At 61.3% G+C, this 15,960-nt stretch carries 13 protein-coding genes; 10 read left to right on the top strand and 3 right to left on the bottom strand.

From position 1 onward, the window contains the following. Positions 1-48 precede the first annotated feature (48 nt). From atpE to rssA, 8 genes are all read left to right on the top strand, one after another. Entirely contained in the window at positions 49-297 is a 249-nt protein-coding gene (atpE, locus tag BUC36_RS09495) for a F0F1 ATP synthase subunit C (protein WP_067084854.1), read from the top strand. Between the two features lie 69 nt (positions 298-366). Next, positions 367-837, top strand: coding sequence for a F0F1 ATP synthase subunit B (locus BUC36_RS09490; RefSeq protein WP_073274003.1), 471 nt, complete (start codon positions 367-369; stop codon positions 835-837). 12 nt (positions 838-849) lie between these two features. Continuing rightward, positions 850-1,386, top strand: a complete 537-nt coding sequence (locus BUC36_RS09485) for a F0F1 ATP synthase subunit delta (RefSeq protein WP_073274000.1) — start codon at positions 850-852, stop codon at positions 1,384-1,386. A 52-nt stretch (positions 1,387-1,438) separates the two neighbouring features. Next, the gene (gene atpA, locus BUC36_RS09480; RefSeq protein ID WP_073273997.1) at positions 1,439-2,983 is read left to right on the top strand and encodes a F0F1 ATP synthase subunit alpha; all 1,545 of its coding nucleotides are present in this window, start codon (positions 1,439-1,441) and stop codon (positions 2,981-2,983) included. 73 nt (positions 2,984-3,056) lie between these two features. Continuing rightward, positions 3,057-3,917 carry a F0F1 ATP synthase subunit gamma gene (gene atpG, locus BUC36_RS09475; protein WP_073273995.1) on the top strand — a complete coding sequence of 287 codons (861 nt, stop codon included), beginning with the start codon at positions 3,057-3,059 and terminating at the stop codon, positions 3,915-3,917. Between the two features lie 62 nt (positions 3,918-3,979). Continuing rightward, positions 3,980-5,383: a F0F1 ATP synthase subunit beta gene (gene atpD, locus BUC36_RS09470; RefSeq protein ID WP_073273993.1), complete on the top strand. Its 1,404-nt coding sequence runs from the start codon at positions 3,980-3,982 to the stop codon at positions 5,381-5,383. Between the two features lie 18 nt (positions 5,384-5,401). After that, the gene (locus BUC36_RS09465) at positions 5,402-5,821 is read left to right on the top strand and encodes a F0F1 ATP synthase subunit epsilon (protein ID WP_073273991.1); all 420 of its coding nucleotides are present in this window, start codon (positions 5,402-5,404) and stop codon (positions 5,819-5,821) included. A 250-nt stretch (positions 5,822-6,071) separates the two neighbouring features. Then, a complete protein-coding gene (gene rssA / locus BUC36_RS09460) occupies positions 6,072-7,061 on the top strand; it encodes a patatin-like phospholipase RssA (RefSeq protein ID WP_073273989.1) in 990 nt (329 codons plus the stop codon). A 45-nt stretch (positions 7,062-7,106) separates the two neighbouring features. Here rssA and BUC36_RS09455 read toward each other — a convergent pair whose 3' ends face one another. Further along, positions 7,107-8,720 (bottom strand): tetratricopeptide repeat protein, encoded by a 1,614-nt coding sequence (locus BUC36_RS09455; RefSeq protein WP_143186924.1) that lies wholly within the window; start codon positions 8,718-8,720, stop codon positions 7,107-7,109. Positions 8,721-8,989: 269 nt separating this feature from the next. Here BUC36_RS09455 and BUC36_RS09450 point away from each other — a divergent pair, with 269 nt between their 5' ends. Beyond that, the gene (locus BUC36_RS09450; RefSeq protein WP_073273987.1) at positions 8,990-9,622 is read left to right on the top strand and encodes a glutathione S-transferase family protein; all 633 of its coding nucleotides are present in this window, start codon (positions 8,990-8,992) and stop codon (positions 9,620-9,622) included. A 194-nt stretch (positions 9,623-9,816) separates the two neighbouring features. On the opposite strand, the gene BUC36_RS09445 is transcribed toward BUC36_RS09450, so the two are convergent. Next, on the bottom strand, positions 9,817-13,158 hold the full coding sequence (locus BUC36_RS09445; protein WP_073273983.1) for an amidohydrolase family protein: 3,342 nt from the start codon (positions 13,156-13,158) through the stop codon (positions 9,817-9,819). Positions 13,159-13,519: 361 nt separating this feature from the next. Next, positions 13,520-14,410, bottom strand: coding sequence for a cation diffusion facilitator family transporter (locus BUC36_RS09440; RefSeq protein ID WP_073273982.1), 891 nt, complete (start codon positions 14,408-14,410; stop codon positions 13,520-13,522). Between the two features lie 160 nt (positions 14,411-14,570). Here BUC36_RS09440 and glmU point away from each other — a divergent pair, with 160 nt between their 5' ends. Next, a complete protein-coding gene (gene glmU / locus BUC36_RS09435) occupies positions 14,571-15,932 on the top strand; it encodes a bifunctional UDP-N-acetylglucosamine diphosphorylase/glucosamine-1-phosphate N-acetyltransferase GlmU (RefSeq protein WP_073273981.1) in 1,362 nt (453 codons plus the stop codon). The last annotated feature ends 28 nt before the right edge of the window (positions 15,933-15,960 follow it).

The raw sequence follows: 15,960 nt of genomic DNA, 5'->3' as shown, positions 1-15,960 counted from the left end.
TTTACTCAACCTTTACAACAACTCTTTACCTTTACTTTGGAGAACACAATGGAAGCATTAGGTCTGGTTTACATCGCAAGCGCACTGCTGATCGGTCTGGGCGCACTGGGTACCGCTATCGGTTTCGGCACCCTGGGCGGCAAGCTGCTGGAAGGTTCTGCGCGTCAGCCGGAACAGGCTCCGGCTCTGCAGGGCAAAATGTTCCTGATGGCGGGCCTGCTGGACGCCGTTCCGATGATCGGTGTTGGTATCGCCATGTACCTGATCTTCGCAGTTGCTCCTGGTCTGGCTGGTTAATTCCATCGTTCCAATTGCCCTTAACCCCCCAGTTCTTTTAATAAAGAGCAAAGAGCAAGAGGTGTCGGTGTGAATATCAACCTGACTCTAATCGGCCAGTCGATTACTTTCCTGTTTTTCGTCTGGTTCTGCTGGAAGTTTGTCTGGCCGCCGCTGCTGGGCGTCATGAAAGAGCGCGAGCAGAAAATCGCGACCGGTCTCGCCGAGGCCGAGCGCGCCGGCAAGGACCTGGAACTGGCTCAGCGCAAGGCTGCCGAGCAGTTGAAGGAAGCCAAAGAACAGGCTGCTGAGATCATCGATGGTGCCAACAAGCGCTCCAATCAGATTATCGATGAAGCCAAACAGGCCGCGCTGGCGGAAGGCGATCGCCTGAAGGCGGCAGCCAAGGCTGAGATCGAACAGGAAGTGAACCGTGCCAAAGAGCAGCTGCGCGCACGCGTTGCCGAGCTGTCTGTTGCCGGTGCGGAAAAGATTCTCTCGGTCAATATCGACGCCAAGGCGCACGACGACCTGATCGACAAACTGGCAGCCGAGCTGTAAGCGAGGAACCCCATGGCGGAACTCAGCACACTGGCCCGGCCCTACGCCAAAGCGGCATTCAGCTACGCGCAGCAAGCCTCCGACCTCAAAGGTTGGGGCGCTGCGCTGGCCACTGCGGCGGCGGTCAGCCAGAGCGAAAAAGTGCGTGAGCTGCTGGAAAATCCACAGCTCACCAGTGAAGAGCGCGCAGATAAATTCCTGTCGATCTGTTCAGACGATCTCAGCGATTCCGGCAAGAACTTTATCCGGCTGCTGGCGGAAAACCACCGCCTGGCGCTGTTGCCGGAAATTTCCACGCTGTTTGAAGAGCTGAAGGCGAAGGCCGAAGCGACCCTGGATGTGGAAGTTGTGTCCGCACGTGCCCTGAGCGATGCCCAGGCGCAGCAGATCACCCAGGCGCTCAGCAAGAAGTTTGAACGGGAAGTGCACCTGCACAGCTCGGTGGACGAAGGTCTGCTGGGCGGCGCGATCATCCGCGCTGGTGACACGGTAATCGACGGCACAGTGCGCGGCCGACTGGCCAAACTCGCCGAGGCGATGAACTCCTAATTTACCTTCCCGGCAGGCCGCGAGGCCTGACCGGGAATTCGAGGAACAGAGCATGCAGCAACTGAATCCCTCCGAGATCAGTGAAATTATCAAGAGCCGCATCGAAAGTCTCGATGTGAGCACCCAGGCCCAGAACGAGGGCACTATCGTTTCCGTTTCCGACGGCATTATCCGCATCCACGGCCTGGCCGATGTGATGTACGGCGAGATGATCGAGTTCGACGGCGGCGTTTACGGTATGGCGCTGAACCTGGAGCGCGACTCCGTTGGTGCCGTAATCCTGGGCGACTACAAATCCCTGGCCGAAGGCCAGAAGTGCCGTTGCACCGGCCGCATTCTGGAGACCCCGGTGGGTCCGGAACTGCTGGGCCGCGTGGTCGACGCACTGGGCAACCCGATCGACGGCAAGGGTCCGGTAAACGCCAAGCTGACCGACGCGGTAGAGAAGGTAGCGCCCGGCGTTATCGCCCGTCAGTCCGTAGACCAGCCGGTACAGACCGGCCTGAAAGCGATCGATACCATGATCCCGATCGGCCGCGGCCAGCGCGAGCTGATCATCGGCGACCGCCAGATTGGTAAGACTGCGGTTGCGATCGACGCGATCATCAACCAGAAAGGCACCGGCATTAAGTGTATCTACGTTGCGATTGGCCAGAAGCAGTCTTCTATTGCCAACGTGGTGCGCAAGCTGGAAGAGCACGGCGCCATGGACCACACCATCGTGGTTGCCGCCGGTGCCGCCGACCCGGCCGCGATGCAGTTCCTGGCTCCGTATGTCGGCTGTACCATGGGCGAGTACTTCCGCGACCGCGGCGAAGACGCCCTGATCATTTACGATGACCTGACCAAGCAGGCCTGGGCCTACCGTCAGATCTCCCTGCTGCTGAAGCGCCCGCCGGGCCGTGAAGCCTACCCGGGTGACGTTTTCTACCTGCACTCCCGTCTGCTGGAGCGCGCCGCGCGTGTTAACGCCGACTACGTAGAGAAGTTCACCAATGGCGAAGTGAAAGGCAAGACTGGCTCCCTGACCGCCCTGCCGATCATCGAGACCCAGGCCGGTGACGTTTCCGCGTTCGTACCGACCAACGTGATCTCCATTACCGACGGCCAGATCTTCCTCGAGACCGATCTGTTCAACGCCGGTATCCGCCCAGCGATCAACCCGGGTATCTCCGTATCCCGTGTAGGTGGCTCGGCGCAGACCAAGGTAATCAAGAAGCTGTCCGGTGGTATCCGTACCGCGCTGGCTCAGTACCGCGAACTGGCGGCCTTCTCCCAGTTTGCGTCCGACCTGGACGAAGCTACCAAGGCCCAGCTGGATCACGGTGCGCGCGTTACCGAGCTGATGAAGCAGAAGCAGTACTCCCCGCTGTCCATCGCGGACATGGCTGTTTCCGTATACGCCGCCGACAAGGGTTACCTGAAAGACGTGGACGTTGCCAAGGTGCTCGACTTTGAATCCGCCCTGCTCGCTTACATGAACAGCGAACACGCAGAGCTGATGGCAAAAGTGAACAGCACCGGCGACTACAACGACGAAATCGACGCAGCCTTCAAGGCCGCCATCGAGAAATTCGTCGCCACCGGTAGCTGGTAATTCCGCTTCCCGCCCTCTCCCGCTGGGAGCGGGTGGGATAACAGGAAGAATCGAGCAAACAAGGTAACTCTCTATGGCAGGCGGAAAAGAAATACGCACAAAAATTGCCAGCATCAAGAGCACGCAGAAAATTACCTCCGCGATGGAAATGGTCGCGGCGAGTAAGATGCGCAAAGCTCAGGATCGCATGGCACTGGGGCGTCCCTACGCCCAGCGCATTCGCGCGGTGATCGGCCACGTCGCCCACGCCAATGCGGAATACCAGCACATCTACCTGCAGGAACGCGAAGTCAAGCGGGTCGGATTCATTCTGGTATCCACCGATCGCGGCCTCTGTGGCGGCCTGAACATCAACATGTTCAAGGCGGCCATACGCGAAATGCAGGCCTGGTCGCAGAAAGGCGCTGACGTCGAGATCTGCGCTGTGGGCAACAAGGCAGCCGGTTTCTTCAACGCTATCGGCGGCAAGGTTGTCGCCGCGTTGCGCGACGTGGGTGACCAGCCCACGACGAACCAGCTGATCGGTTCGGTGAAAGTGATGATGGACCGCTTCGCGGAGGGTGAAATCGATCGCCTGTTCCTGGTATCCAGCGAGTTCATCAACACCATGTCGCAGAAGCCGCGCGTCGAGCAATTGCTGCCGCTGCCGAAAGACGACGACGACATGCTCAAGCACGAGTGGGACTACATCTACGAGCCCGACGCGGTCGAGTTGCTGGATGGACTGCTGGCTCGCTACATCGAGTCCCAGGTGTACCAGGCCGTGGTTGAAAACAAGGCCTGCGAGCAGGCTGCGCGCATGATTGCAATGAAGAATGCCACCGACAATGCCGGTGATCTGATCGATGAATTGCAGCTTGTTTACAACAAGGCGCGCCAGGCGGCCATTACCCAGGAGCTGTCCGAGATTGTGGGCGGCGCCGCAGCGGTCTGATCTCCTGGTGTTCGCAGGCGAACGGGCGGCCGAAGACAGAATTTAAAGTTGAGGATCCGGAAATGAGTAACGGACAAATTGTGCAAGTGATCGGCGCGGTCATCGACGTGGAATTCCCACGCGATTCCGTACCGAAGGTATACGACGCACTGGTGTGTGAGGAAAAGAACCTCACCATGGAAGTGCAGCAGCAGCTGGGCGACGGCGTTGTACGCGCTATTGCCATGGGCTCGTCGGAAGGTGTAAGCCGCGGTCTGGCGGTGAAAAACACCGGTGCTCCGGTCTCTGTGCCGGTTGGCCACGAGACCCTGGGCCGCATCATGGACGTGCTCGGCAACCCGATCGACGAATGCGGTCCGATCGGCGAAAAAGAGCGTGCGTCTATTCACCGCGCTGCGCCGAGCTATGAAGAGCTGTCCAGCTCCAACGATCTGCTGGAAACCGGCATCAAGGTGATCGACCTGGTATGTCCTTTCGCCAAGGGCGGTAAGGTCGGCCTGTTCGGTGGCGCCGGTGTGGGCAAGACCGTAAACATGATGGAACTGATCAACAACATCGCCACCGAACACTCCGGTCTGTCCGTGTTCGCCGGTGTTGGTGAGCGTACCCGTGAAGGTAACGACTTCTACCACGAGATGCAGGAAGCCGGCGTTGTAAACGTCGAAGACTTCGGCAAATCCAAGGTAGCGATGGTGTACGGCCAGATGAACGAGCCGCCCGGCAACCGTCTGCGCGTAGCCCTGACTGGCCTGACCATGGCCGAGAAGTTCCGTGATGAAGGCCGAGACGTTCTGCTGTTCGTCGACAACATCTACCGTTACACCCTGGCCGGTACCGAAGTATCCGCCCTGCTCGGCCGTATGCCGTCTGCGGTAGGTTACCAGCCGACCCTGGCGGAAGAGATGGGCGTGCTGCAGGAGCGTATTACCTCCACCAAGACTGGCTCCATCACCTCCATCCAGGCGGTCTACGTACCGGCGGACGATAATACCGACCCGTCTCCGGCCACCACCTTTGCGCACCTGGACTCCACCGTAGTACTGAGCCGTGATATCGCCGCCAAGGGTATTTACCCGGCTGTGGATCCGCTGGACTCCACCTCCCGCCAGCTGGACCCGCTGGTAATCGGTCAGGAGCACTATGAAACTGCGCGCGGTGTGCAGACTGTTCTGCAGCGCTACAAGGAGCTGAAGGACATTATTGCTATCCTGGGTATGGATGAACTGTCCGAGGAAGACAAGCAGATCGTAGCGCGCGCGCGTAAGATCGAGCGCTTCCTGTCACAGCCGTTCCACGTGGCAGAAGTATTTACCGGTGCACCGGGCAAATACGTATCCCTGAAAGACACCATCCGTGGTTTCCAGGGTATCCTGAACGGCGATTACGACCACATGCCTGAGCAGGCCTTCTACATGGTAGGCACCATCGACGAAGCGGTGGAAAAAGCCAACAAGGCGAAGGGCTAAGCGACAGAGGCAGACAATATGGCCATGACAGTACATTGTGACGTTGTCAGCGCCGAGCAGTCTCTCTTCTCCGGACTGGTGGAGATGGTGATAGTGAGCGGCATCGAAGGGGAGCTTGGTATCTCCTACGGTCACGCGCAGCTGCTCACCGCTCTGAAACCCGGTCCGGTGCGCATCATCAAGAAAGGTGGTGAAGAGGAAGTGCTGTTCGTCAGCGGCGGCTACGCCGAGGTGCAGCCGAATATGGTGACCATCCTCGCGGATGTGGCCGAGCGCGAAATCGACGAAGAGGCAGCGCAGAAGGCTCGCGAGGAAGCGGAGCACGCACTGCACAAGGCGCCCTCGGAAATCGACTATGCGCGTATCTCCGCCCAGCTGGCTGAAGCCGAAGCGCGCCTGCGTACCCTGCAGGCAATCCGCAAGGCGGCCGGTAAGTAAGCAGTTCTTACTCTCTGTGAGAGCTTGCTTGCAGGCGATCGAAAAAAGCAGCTTCGGCTGCTTTTTTTGTGCCCCAAATTTTCAATTGTCCATCGCAAGGCCCCGCCTTGGATCCCCTGGGTCCTGGCCGGGCGCGAAGGGCGACGCGATCGCAAGCGCTTCCTGCGCTTCGGGAACCGGCGCGGGTAATTGGCCTCGAATGTAACTCGTCACCTCTCTCGAACGTCAATGTAAAAAGGAAAGACTGAACGTGAATGCTCATCCCGCACCTCGCATCGGTATCGCCCTCGGCAGCGGTGCCGCCAAGGGCTTTTCCCACATCGGTGTACTCAAGGTACTGGAGCAGATGGGTATACGACCCCATGTGGTCGCCGGCACTTCAATGGGCGCCTTCGTCGGTGCGGCCTACGCCGCGGGTCACCTGGCGGAGCTCGAGCAGTGGGTGCGCCGCCTGGATAACTGGCAGGTGTTTTCGCTGTTGGACATCAACTGGACGCTGAGCGGCGGTGTCCTCGGCGGCAGGAAACCGTTCAATGCATTTTTCGACAACGTTGAATACGAGTGTATTGAGGACCTGCCAATGCCGTTTACGGCGGTAGCCACCGACCTGCACAGCGGTCAGGAGATCTGGTTGCAGCGTGGCAATCTGCGCGATGCGGTTAGCGCGTCGTGCGCCATCCCGGGGTTGCTGTCGCCAAAGCGGCTGTCCAATCGCTGGCTGGTCGATGGGGCGGTGGTCAATCCGGTACCGGTGGACGTCTGTCGCGCCATGGGCGCCACCCGGGTGATTGCGGTGGATGTGACGGAAGATGGCGCGCCGCAGCAGGACCGCCAGCAGGGCATGGTGAAAAAAGTCGTCAGTGAAGTTACCCCGCCGCCGGCAGTGGAAGCGGAACTTGTGGATGAGCTGGTGCAGGCGGAAGAAACACGTGAAGCCCTGTCGTTTAACAATCTGGTAGAGCAAGGCAAAGCGCATCTTGCCCAGCTGAGTGTGCGTCTGGCGAAGCGCGATCAACACGCGCCGGGTATGCTCGATACCATGTCCTCCGCAATGGAAATACTCGAGCGGCGCCTGAAGCGCACCCGGCTCGCAGGCTCACCGCCGGATGTGCTGATCATGCCGAAGGTCGGCAGCATTGGCGGCATGGAATATGCGCGCGCAGCGGAAGCGATTGACGCCGGTGAAGCGGAAGCGGAGCGCCTGCGCACCTGGCTAGAGGATATGATTCTGCACCATTAGGCGGACTCCAGTGGGTGCGGGAGAACACGTCTCCCCCCGGTGCGGCTACTGATCGGAAAGGAATTTTCGCGCCTGCTGCAGCGCCTCCCGCTGGCTATCCTCGGCGCCGGCCATTTCCAGCAGTCGCCGATAGTATTTTTCCGCTTCCGTTTTTCTGCCTATTTCCTGGGCGGCCAGCGCGGCGCCGTACAATCCGTTAAAGCGCGACGGATAAAGTTCGATACTGTTCATGTAGGCCTGCAATGCCTCTCCCGGCTGTTCCGCGGCGAGCAGCATATCGCCGAGCAGTTCCCGCGCCGGCAACAGTGGTCCCGGGGTAACGGGGTGCTTATCCAGGCCGTCTTCCTGTGCGGCCGCTTTGCGCATCAGCGCGATTCCGCGAGCTTCGTCCCCGCCAGCGAAAATCGCCCAGGCACGCACCGCCTGCCGCTGGGAATCTACCAAAGCCGCCCAATATTCTTCCTCGGCGTCAACGGCGCGCCGGTAGAGTCCGTCGAGCTGATCGGCCGCGCTATTGGCCGCGCCTGCGTCGCCGGACCTGGCCGCACCGATACCGCGGGAAAAATAAACCATCGCCTGCACCCAGGGATATTTCTGCCACGGAAAGTCGCCGTGGGAACCGGGCGATAGCGCTGCGGCCTCCCGCCAGGCATGGCGCTCCAATGGATAGCGGGCGCGGGCCGCGGCGATACCGAAAGCCGCGGCGAAAGTGTCCTGTGGATTCTCGGCGCCCAGAACCTGTTCGAGTACCGCGGCCGCCTCGGCGTCCCTGCCCTGCTGCAGATACGCGTACATCAAATAATCCAGCGCGTGAAAGTAATGCAGCGAGGTCGCATTGCCCGCCGGTTGTTTCTGCGCCGCCGCCGCGGAACGGATGTTCCAGTCGATGGTGTCGGGCCACAGACCGAGACGTACAAAAATATGGGTTGGCATATGCAATGCGTGCGGAACTTCGGGGGCTATCTTGTCGTAGCCGCGCGCCACCGCAAGTGCGTCGGCAGCCATGGCCGGATTGTCGTGGGCGTGAATCGTATAGTGATTCGCGCCTGGATGGCTGGAGTTGTCGCGGTACAGCTGCTTCAGCAGTGCGCCCGCCTGCTTTTGCTGCCGGTAGGACCTGTCATCCATTGGCGCGGTGGCCAGCAGCGACAGCGCGTAGAGAGCGCCGGCATCGATATCACCCGGATATTGGCGATAGATCTGCGCCTGCGCCGCGCTCCAGTCGCGCAGTTTTTCGCGGTGCTTTGCCGGGCTCCAGTCGCGGTAAAAAGCGGCCGCCGCATCGATGTAGGATTTTTCCCGTTCCGTGCCCGGCTTTAATTGCTGCGCGCGCCGAATGGCGTCGCTGCCCCGCGCCAACTCCTGCTCGGATGGCGGTGCCCACAGCGGGTGAACAGCGGCCATGGCGATCCCCCACGGCGCTAGCGCACATGCGGGATCCTGCTTTTCGATATCCGCAAATGCTGCTGTCGCCTGCTCGTACATCATGTGATGCAACAGCGCCAGGGCATGATTGAATGGTACGGCGACGGATGCATCGCATGAGTTGTCAAAATCCACCTCGCCGATGTTGCCCGACGGTTCCGCGTTGGCCGGACTGCACAGCATCAGCACGGCGGCGAAAACAAACGTTACCGCTATCCCGCTAGAACTTGTCACTGCAATAGCGCCCCTCGGACCTTATGGATTCGCCACGAGTTTAGTTTCCCGGAGCGGCTCTGCAGGATAACCACGCGGCAAATCTAATCCTCTCGGCTAATCCGCCGCAACAGTTTCCAATTCGCGCCAATAGATGGAATGTCACTGTGCGTTAACTGCCGCGGTGGTAAATTGCCCGGGTCGGTTCACGCAGCTTTCCTCGAGACCGGCGTGCCGACACAAAATCCAATGCGAATAAGGCCGCAGGGAATTGCGGCGCAGGAGAGACCATGAGCAGCGATCTTGTCTTTTACACCAACCCGCAGTCCCGCGGCCGTATCGTCCGCTGGATGCTGGAGGAAATTGGTGTGCCCTACCGCACCGAAGTGCTCGAATACGGCACCTCGATGAAATCTCCCGAATATCTGGCGATCAACCCGATGGGCAAGGTCCCGGCGATCGTGCACGACGGCAATGTGGTGACCGAGTGCGCCGCCATCTGCGCCTATCTGGCCGAGGCCTTCCCGGAAGCGGGTCTGGCCCCGATCGATAATGCAGAGCGCGCGAACTACTATCGCTGGCTGTTCTTTACCGCCGGCCCGGTCGAGGCCGCCATTACCAACAAGAGCCTGTTCGGCAGCGATCCCGCGCCGGAGAAAGAGCGCATGGCCGGATACGGCAACTACGCCGCGGCTATTGATGCCCTGTCCTCCGCCGTGAAAGCAAACCCCTATATCGCCGGCAACCGCTTTACCGCCGTAGATGTTTATGTGGGTGCCCAGGTTGGCTGGGGCCTGCAATTCGGCACTATCGACAAGCGCGATGAGTTTGCGACCTATTTTGCGCGCGTCAGTGAGCGGGAAGCGTTCAAGCGCGCCAACGAAAAGGATGATGCGCTGGCACAGGAGCCCAGTGAAGCTTGAATCAATTAGCGCCGAGTGGAGGTAGTTTATCCGTGTAGGATGGGCAAAGGAGCACAGCGACGTGCCCATCTGCAGGCGCCGCCGATGGGCACGCTGCGCTTTGCCCATCCTACACGCGTTCTTTACCGCCCAAATAAAAAGGCCAGCGGGTTATGCCCGCTGGCCTTTTCTCTTACCTGAATGGTTTCAGACTGTCAGTGCACCCAGTGGTGGCGCTCCATCTTTTGCTGGATCGCCTCCGCCGTCGGCGCCGGCATGGCGCTGATCGGCAGGCGCTCGTGGAAAAACGCGAGGCGCTCCTGGCTGTCCACTTCGTTCATCGTCTCTGCGTCAAACACGCGGCCGTTGATCACCGTGTAGGTGATGTCTTCGGACTGGCGCAGGTCCTGCAGCGGGTTGCCGTCGACGACGATCAGGTCGGCCAGCTTGCCGGGCTCGATGCTGCCGATGTCCCTATCCATGCCCAGGTAGCGGGCGCCGTCGATGGTGCCGGCGCGGAAGGCTTCCCAGGGGGTGAAACCGCCCTGCTCCATCATCCACATTTCCCAGTGGGCGCCGAGGCCCTCGCGCTGGCCGTGGGCACCGATATGCACGGTCACGCCCCTGTCGCGCAGCTGCTTCGCGTGCCTGGCCACATTGATGTGGTTGTAGTGGGAATCCGGCGCGGTCGGGCGGCGGATACTGCGCGGATTGACGATAAAGTCCGGGGTGAAGGTGGTCAGGCGCTTGTCCTTCCATACCTCGGTGCGGTCGTACCAGTAGTACTCCCCGGAGAGACCGCCGTAGGCGACCACAAAGGTCGGGGTATAGCCCACCTTCGTCTGCCCCCAGAGCTGCTCCACATCCGCGTAGACATTGGCAATCGGCAGCGAGTGCTCGACGCCGGTATGGCCATCCACAATCATATTCATGTTGTGCTGGTACTTACCGCCACCCTCCGGGACCACCATGATGCCCAGTTCGCGCCCGGCCTGCAGAACCTGCTGGCGCTGCTCGCGGCGCGGCTGGTTGTAGCTCTTCACGGAAATAGCGCCCATGTCCTTCAGGCGGCCGACGTGGAATTCGGCATCTTCCAGCGAGTTGATCTTGGCCTTGTAGCCGGGCCCCTTGGCGCCATACAGGATGGTGCCGGTGGAGAAGATACGCGGACCGGTAATGATGCCGGCCTTCTGCATCTCGGCGGCGGAGAAAATCTCGCTGCTGTCGTTGGACGGATCGTGGATGGTGGTGACACCGAACGCCAGGCTGGAGAACAGGTTCCAGTTCTGCTGCGGGATTATCTCCTCGCGGCCTTGGGCGCCGTGGGCGTGGACGTCGACCAGTCCTGGCAGTACTGTCTTGCCGGTGACATCGATACGCTTGGCACCTGCGGGAATCTGCACCTGATCCGCTGCGCCGACGGCGACGATGCGGTTGCCCCGGAACAGCACCACGCCGTTGTCGATCACTTCGCGGGTCTGCTCGGCATCGCGCATGGTCACGACGCTACCACCGGTGAGTGCGACCAATTGGCCGGAGTTGTCGAATGCCTGGCTGAAGCTCAGGTCGATCCCCTCTTCCACCGGACCGGGCAGCTCCGCCGGTGCGCCGGCGACAAAGCCGAAGGCGTCCTTGAGCTGGCGCTCGAACAGTTTCGGCCCGTGCGCCCAGCCCAGCGTGCCGCTGTCGGCGGACCAGTGCAGGTTTTCGCCGGCGCGCTTGGACACCTGGGTCACTTCGACCGCCTTGCTGTCCGGGCCGATGACTTCGGATTTGCCGGTGTGCATAAACGGCGCCACGTAGGCCTTGAAGTCCTGGGTGAAGGCGACCCAGCGGCTGTCCGGCGACACGCGGAAAGAGGTGATTTCCGCCCCGTGCAGGTGCTGGCGTTCGTCCTTGCCGTTGCTGTCGACGCTCTTCAGCAGGCGCTTGCCGCCATCGGCGGGATCGAAGTCGGAGAAGTAGATGCGCTCGTCGGACGCGCCGAAGTGCGGCTCGAAGCCGGACTCGAAGACACGGCGCTGCCAGTCGCCATCCGCATCGGCCAGGTAGATTCCGGGCTCGAGCGAGTATTCCGGGCTCAGCAGATAGCCGCCGGTGAAGCGGCGGAAGGCGACGGTATCGCCGCTCGGCGAGAAGCTCGGTTCGACATACAGGCCCGGCTGGCGGGTGATGTTTTTGCCGCGGCCGCTGCGCGCCGAAACCACGCGCACATGGCCGAGCTTTTTATCGTCCCAGGTCACGTAAGTGAGCTGTTTGCCATCGCGGGACCAGCTCGGGTAGAACTCGAAATGGTCGTCCTGGCGTGTCAGGCGGCGGCGCTCGCCGCTGGCGACATCCTGGATATAGATCTTGCCGAGGGCCTGGAAGGCGATCTGTTGGCCATCCGGGGATTTCTGCGCCCAGCGAATCATCTTCACCTGGAAGTCGGCCGGCGCTACATCCACCGGGAAGCGCACGGCGTCCGCGACGCGCTTTTCTGTCTTGATATGTGCGGCGATCTCCCGCACGCCGCTGCCATCTGCGGCGATGCGCTGGAACTTGCCGCGGGTCCAGACGATCAGGGATTTGCCGTCCGGCATCCAGTCGTACTGCACATAGTTGCCGTGGGAGCCGAAGGTCTCCTGCAGGTCGCGCTCCAGCTCACTGTAGATCGGCGTCTCCAGGCCGGTTTCCAGGTCCTTCAGGAACAGCGTGGTGTTGAAGTCCTGGCGGCGGATAAACGCCAGCTGCTTGCCGTCCGGTGATGGTACCGGTGCAATGGCGCCGCCGGGGCCGGAGATGAAGGTCTCTTCCTTGCCGTCCTGCAGGTCGTAGCGATTGATGGCGAAGATCTGCTGGGTGGAGTTCTTGTTGTACTCCCACACGGTGCCGGCGGTGGTGTCGATGGAGTAGTAGATATAGCGGCCGTCCGGTGAGAAAGCCGGGTCGGCGATATTCTTCTGGGCGATGTCACCGCCCAGGCGCGCCTTCAGCTGGCGCCCCTCACCGCCGCCGTAGTGGTACATCCAGATCTCGCCGGCGGGGATGCTGCGGCCGGACATAAAGCCCTTGCGCGCCACCAGGTACTGGCCGTCCGGGCTCCAGTTCGGTGAGTGCACCAGGTTTTCCTTCTCTGTGGTCAGCTGGCGCGGGTTGTCGCCGTTGCGGTCCATGACCCAGATATTGTCGGCGCCATCGCGGTCGCTGACAAAGACGATAGATCGGCCGTCGGGGCTGAAGCGCGGCTGCGTATTCCAGGCGAGCTCGTTGGTCAGCGCCCGCGCCTCGCCGCCGGAGACCGGCACTGCGTAGAGGTCGCCGAGCATGTCGAACAGGATGGTCTTGCCGTCCGGGCTGATATCCAGGTTGCTCCAGGTCGTCTCCGTGGTGTCGAGCTGGATCGGTTTGAACTCGTAGGGCGGCTGGTTGATGTTCCAGCTGGGAGCCTGCTGCTCCTGGTTGCTGGCCTCTTCTGCGGCGCTGGTCTCGGCCACTGACGTCAGTGGCAGTGCCAGCGTCAGTGCGGTCATGCCCAGCAGTTGCTGGACAGTACTTGCCTGCTTGCTTCTCTTCATACGGGAATTCTCTCCGCCGCGCCTTTTGAGCGGGCGGTTATCCGATGGTTATCAGTTGTGGATGCAATAATTATTTTGCCGACAATAAACTACCGACTTTACCTGGCCCCGGCAAACAAGTTGCGGCAAATCGCGCCCATCTGCGCTGAATAGAACGGAACGGTAAGTTTTTTGAACCAATTGTCGAGAGTGGTCACCGACGGCGCTTTCGGGGTTCGCCCGCCGCCCCAACTATCCACGGGCAATCGGCGAGTCCCGATCGCCGCGGGGCTGGCGATAGGTTGCAGTTTTTCCTGAAGGCGGTTCTGTGTTTGCCGGCCTGCTGAAATACGGCTATACCGCCAGTCGGCAACGACGCCGGTCAGATATAGGAAGCGTCGGTGGTAAAGACGACGTCGAACTCCCGCTCGCGCACGAATTCCGCCATGCGCTCGGTCAGCAGTTCGCGCCACGCGTCGGCCTGCTCCACCGAGGCGTTGCGACTGTCCTCCGGTAACAGGATGCGCGCGTGCAGGTAAACGGCGCGACCGGTCTTGGTGATGCTGAGCGACCAGTCCCGCCCGGGAATATCGTGCATGGCGTCGCGGAAGGCACGGCGGATGGACCTCTGTACCGGAATCGCCGGCGCGGCCAGCAGCACTTCCATCAGGTTGCGGTACAGAATCCGCACCGGCACCGGCAGCATCACCGCCACCATGGCGATGACCAGCAGGGAATCCACATAGGGCAACCAGCCGCCCAACAGCTCGCCGAACTGCCAGGCAAAGGCGAAGGCGCACAGCACCACGCCGCTGAGAATACCGTCCATCAGCCAGGCAAAGGCATCCACTTCGATCAGCGGCGAGCCGGTCGCCCTGGCGATACGCCGCAACAGCAGATAGACCAGCAGGCAGCCGGTGCAGGCGACAATTGCATAGATGGTGGCGATGCCGGTCTCCAGTGAGCGGCCGTCGCCATACAGCGCCGCGATTGCCGATGACAGCGCCATCAACATGACCCCCAGCATCACCATACTCTGCAACACGTTGAAAGCCGGTTCGAAACTGGCATAGCCAAACGGAAACTTGTTATCGGCGTTGCGTTTGATCAGCCGTGAAACGGCCAGCATCAACAGCGACATAACGAAGTTGACCAGCGAGAAAACCCCGTCGAGAAAGATGGCGTTGGAGTGAGTCAAGAATGCGAAAGTGAAGCCCAGCGCCGCCATGGCCAGGCAGCCGAATATCGAAGTGAAAAGCCCGCGCGTTTCCATCTGCTCAGTTTTCCTGTACTGCTAGCGGAGTGAATAATCCCGCTTGCGCGATTCTAGCGGCAAATCCGCTAATCTTCCCGGGATCAACTTGTGATGATGGCGCTAAGTGGCCACAATTCGCAGCCACTCCAATGTTTAGCTGTTTACTCGCAGGATTTTCATGGCCATTGATATCGTCATTCTCGCCGCCGGCAAAGGCACCCGTATGCGCTCCGATCTACCCAAAGTACTGCACCCGATCGGTGGCGTGCCGATGCTCGGCCGCGTGATCGAGGCCGCCAAGCAGCTGGGCGAAGTGGAGATTACGGTGGTGATCGGTCACGGTGCCGATCGGGTGTGCGAGTGCTTTGCCGACAGCGGGGTCAAGTTTGTCGAGCAGACCGAACAGCTCGGCACCGGCCATGCGGTCGCGCAGGCGATTCCGAACTTCCGCAGTGGCTCCACCGTGCTGGTGCTCTACGGCGACGTGCCGCTGGTCAAGAGCGGCACCCTGCAGTCACTGCTGTCGGCCTCCGACAAGGGGCCGGCGCTGCTGTCGGTGGACATGGCCAACCCGGCCGGCTACGGCCGCATAGTGCGCGACGACGCCGGCCGCGTGCTGGCGATCGTCGAAGAGAAAGACGCCGATGCCGACACCCTCGCCATTCGCGAAGTGAATACCGGCATACTGGCGGCGCCTTCGGACCTGCTGGCGCGCTGGTTGCCGGAGCTGTCGAACGACAACGCTCAGGGCGAGTACTACCTGACCGACGTGATCGCACGCTCCGTCAGCGAGGAGATCCCGGTCACCGGCGTGCGCGCCAGTGATCCGCTGGAGGTGGCCGGCGTGAACAGCCGCGCGCAGCAGGCGCAGATGGAGCGCGCGCTGCAGCACAGCCGCGCACTGGCGCTGATGAATGCCGGCGTAACGCTGCTGGATCCGGCGCGTATCGATGTGCGCGGCCGCCTCGAGTGCGACACCGATGTGTCTATCGATATCAACTGTGTTTTCGACGGCGAAGTGGTGCTCGGCAAGGGCGTACAGATAGGTCCCAATTGCCTGCTGAAAAACTGTCGCCTCGCCGACGGCACCCGCGTCGAGGCCAACTCCATTATCGAGGACGCCGAGGTGGGCGAAGCCTGCACCATCGGCCCCTTCGCGCGGCTGCGCCCGGGCACCCAGCTGGCAGACGGCGCCAAGGTCGGCAACTTCGTCGAAACCAAGAAAGCCAGGATCGGCCGCGGCAGCAAGGTCAATCACCTGTCCTATGTCGGCGATGCGATTGTCGGCGAGGGGGTCAACATCGGCGCCGGCACCATCACCTGCAATTACGACGGCGTGAACAAGTCGACTACCGAAATCGGTGACGGCGCCTTTATCGGCTCCAATACCGCGCTGGTCGCACCCGTGGTGGTCGGCGCCGGCGCCACCATCGGCGCTGGCTCCACCATCACCCGCGAGGTCGGCAGCGACGAGCTGGCGGTGGCGCGCGGCAAGCAGCGCAATATTTCCGGCTGGCAGCGCCCGACCAAGAAAGGCTGACGCAGACTGCGCTGAACCGGGGAGTTTG

The sequence above is a fragment of the Microbulbifer donghaiensis genome (genome assembly GCF_900129095.1).
GTDB classification, from domain to species: Bacteria; Pseudomonadota; Gammaproteobacteria; order Pseudomonadales; family Cellvibrionaceae; genus Microbulbifer; species Microbulbifer donghaiensis.
This window is presented reverse-complemented; position numbering and strand designations above follow the sequence as displayed.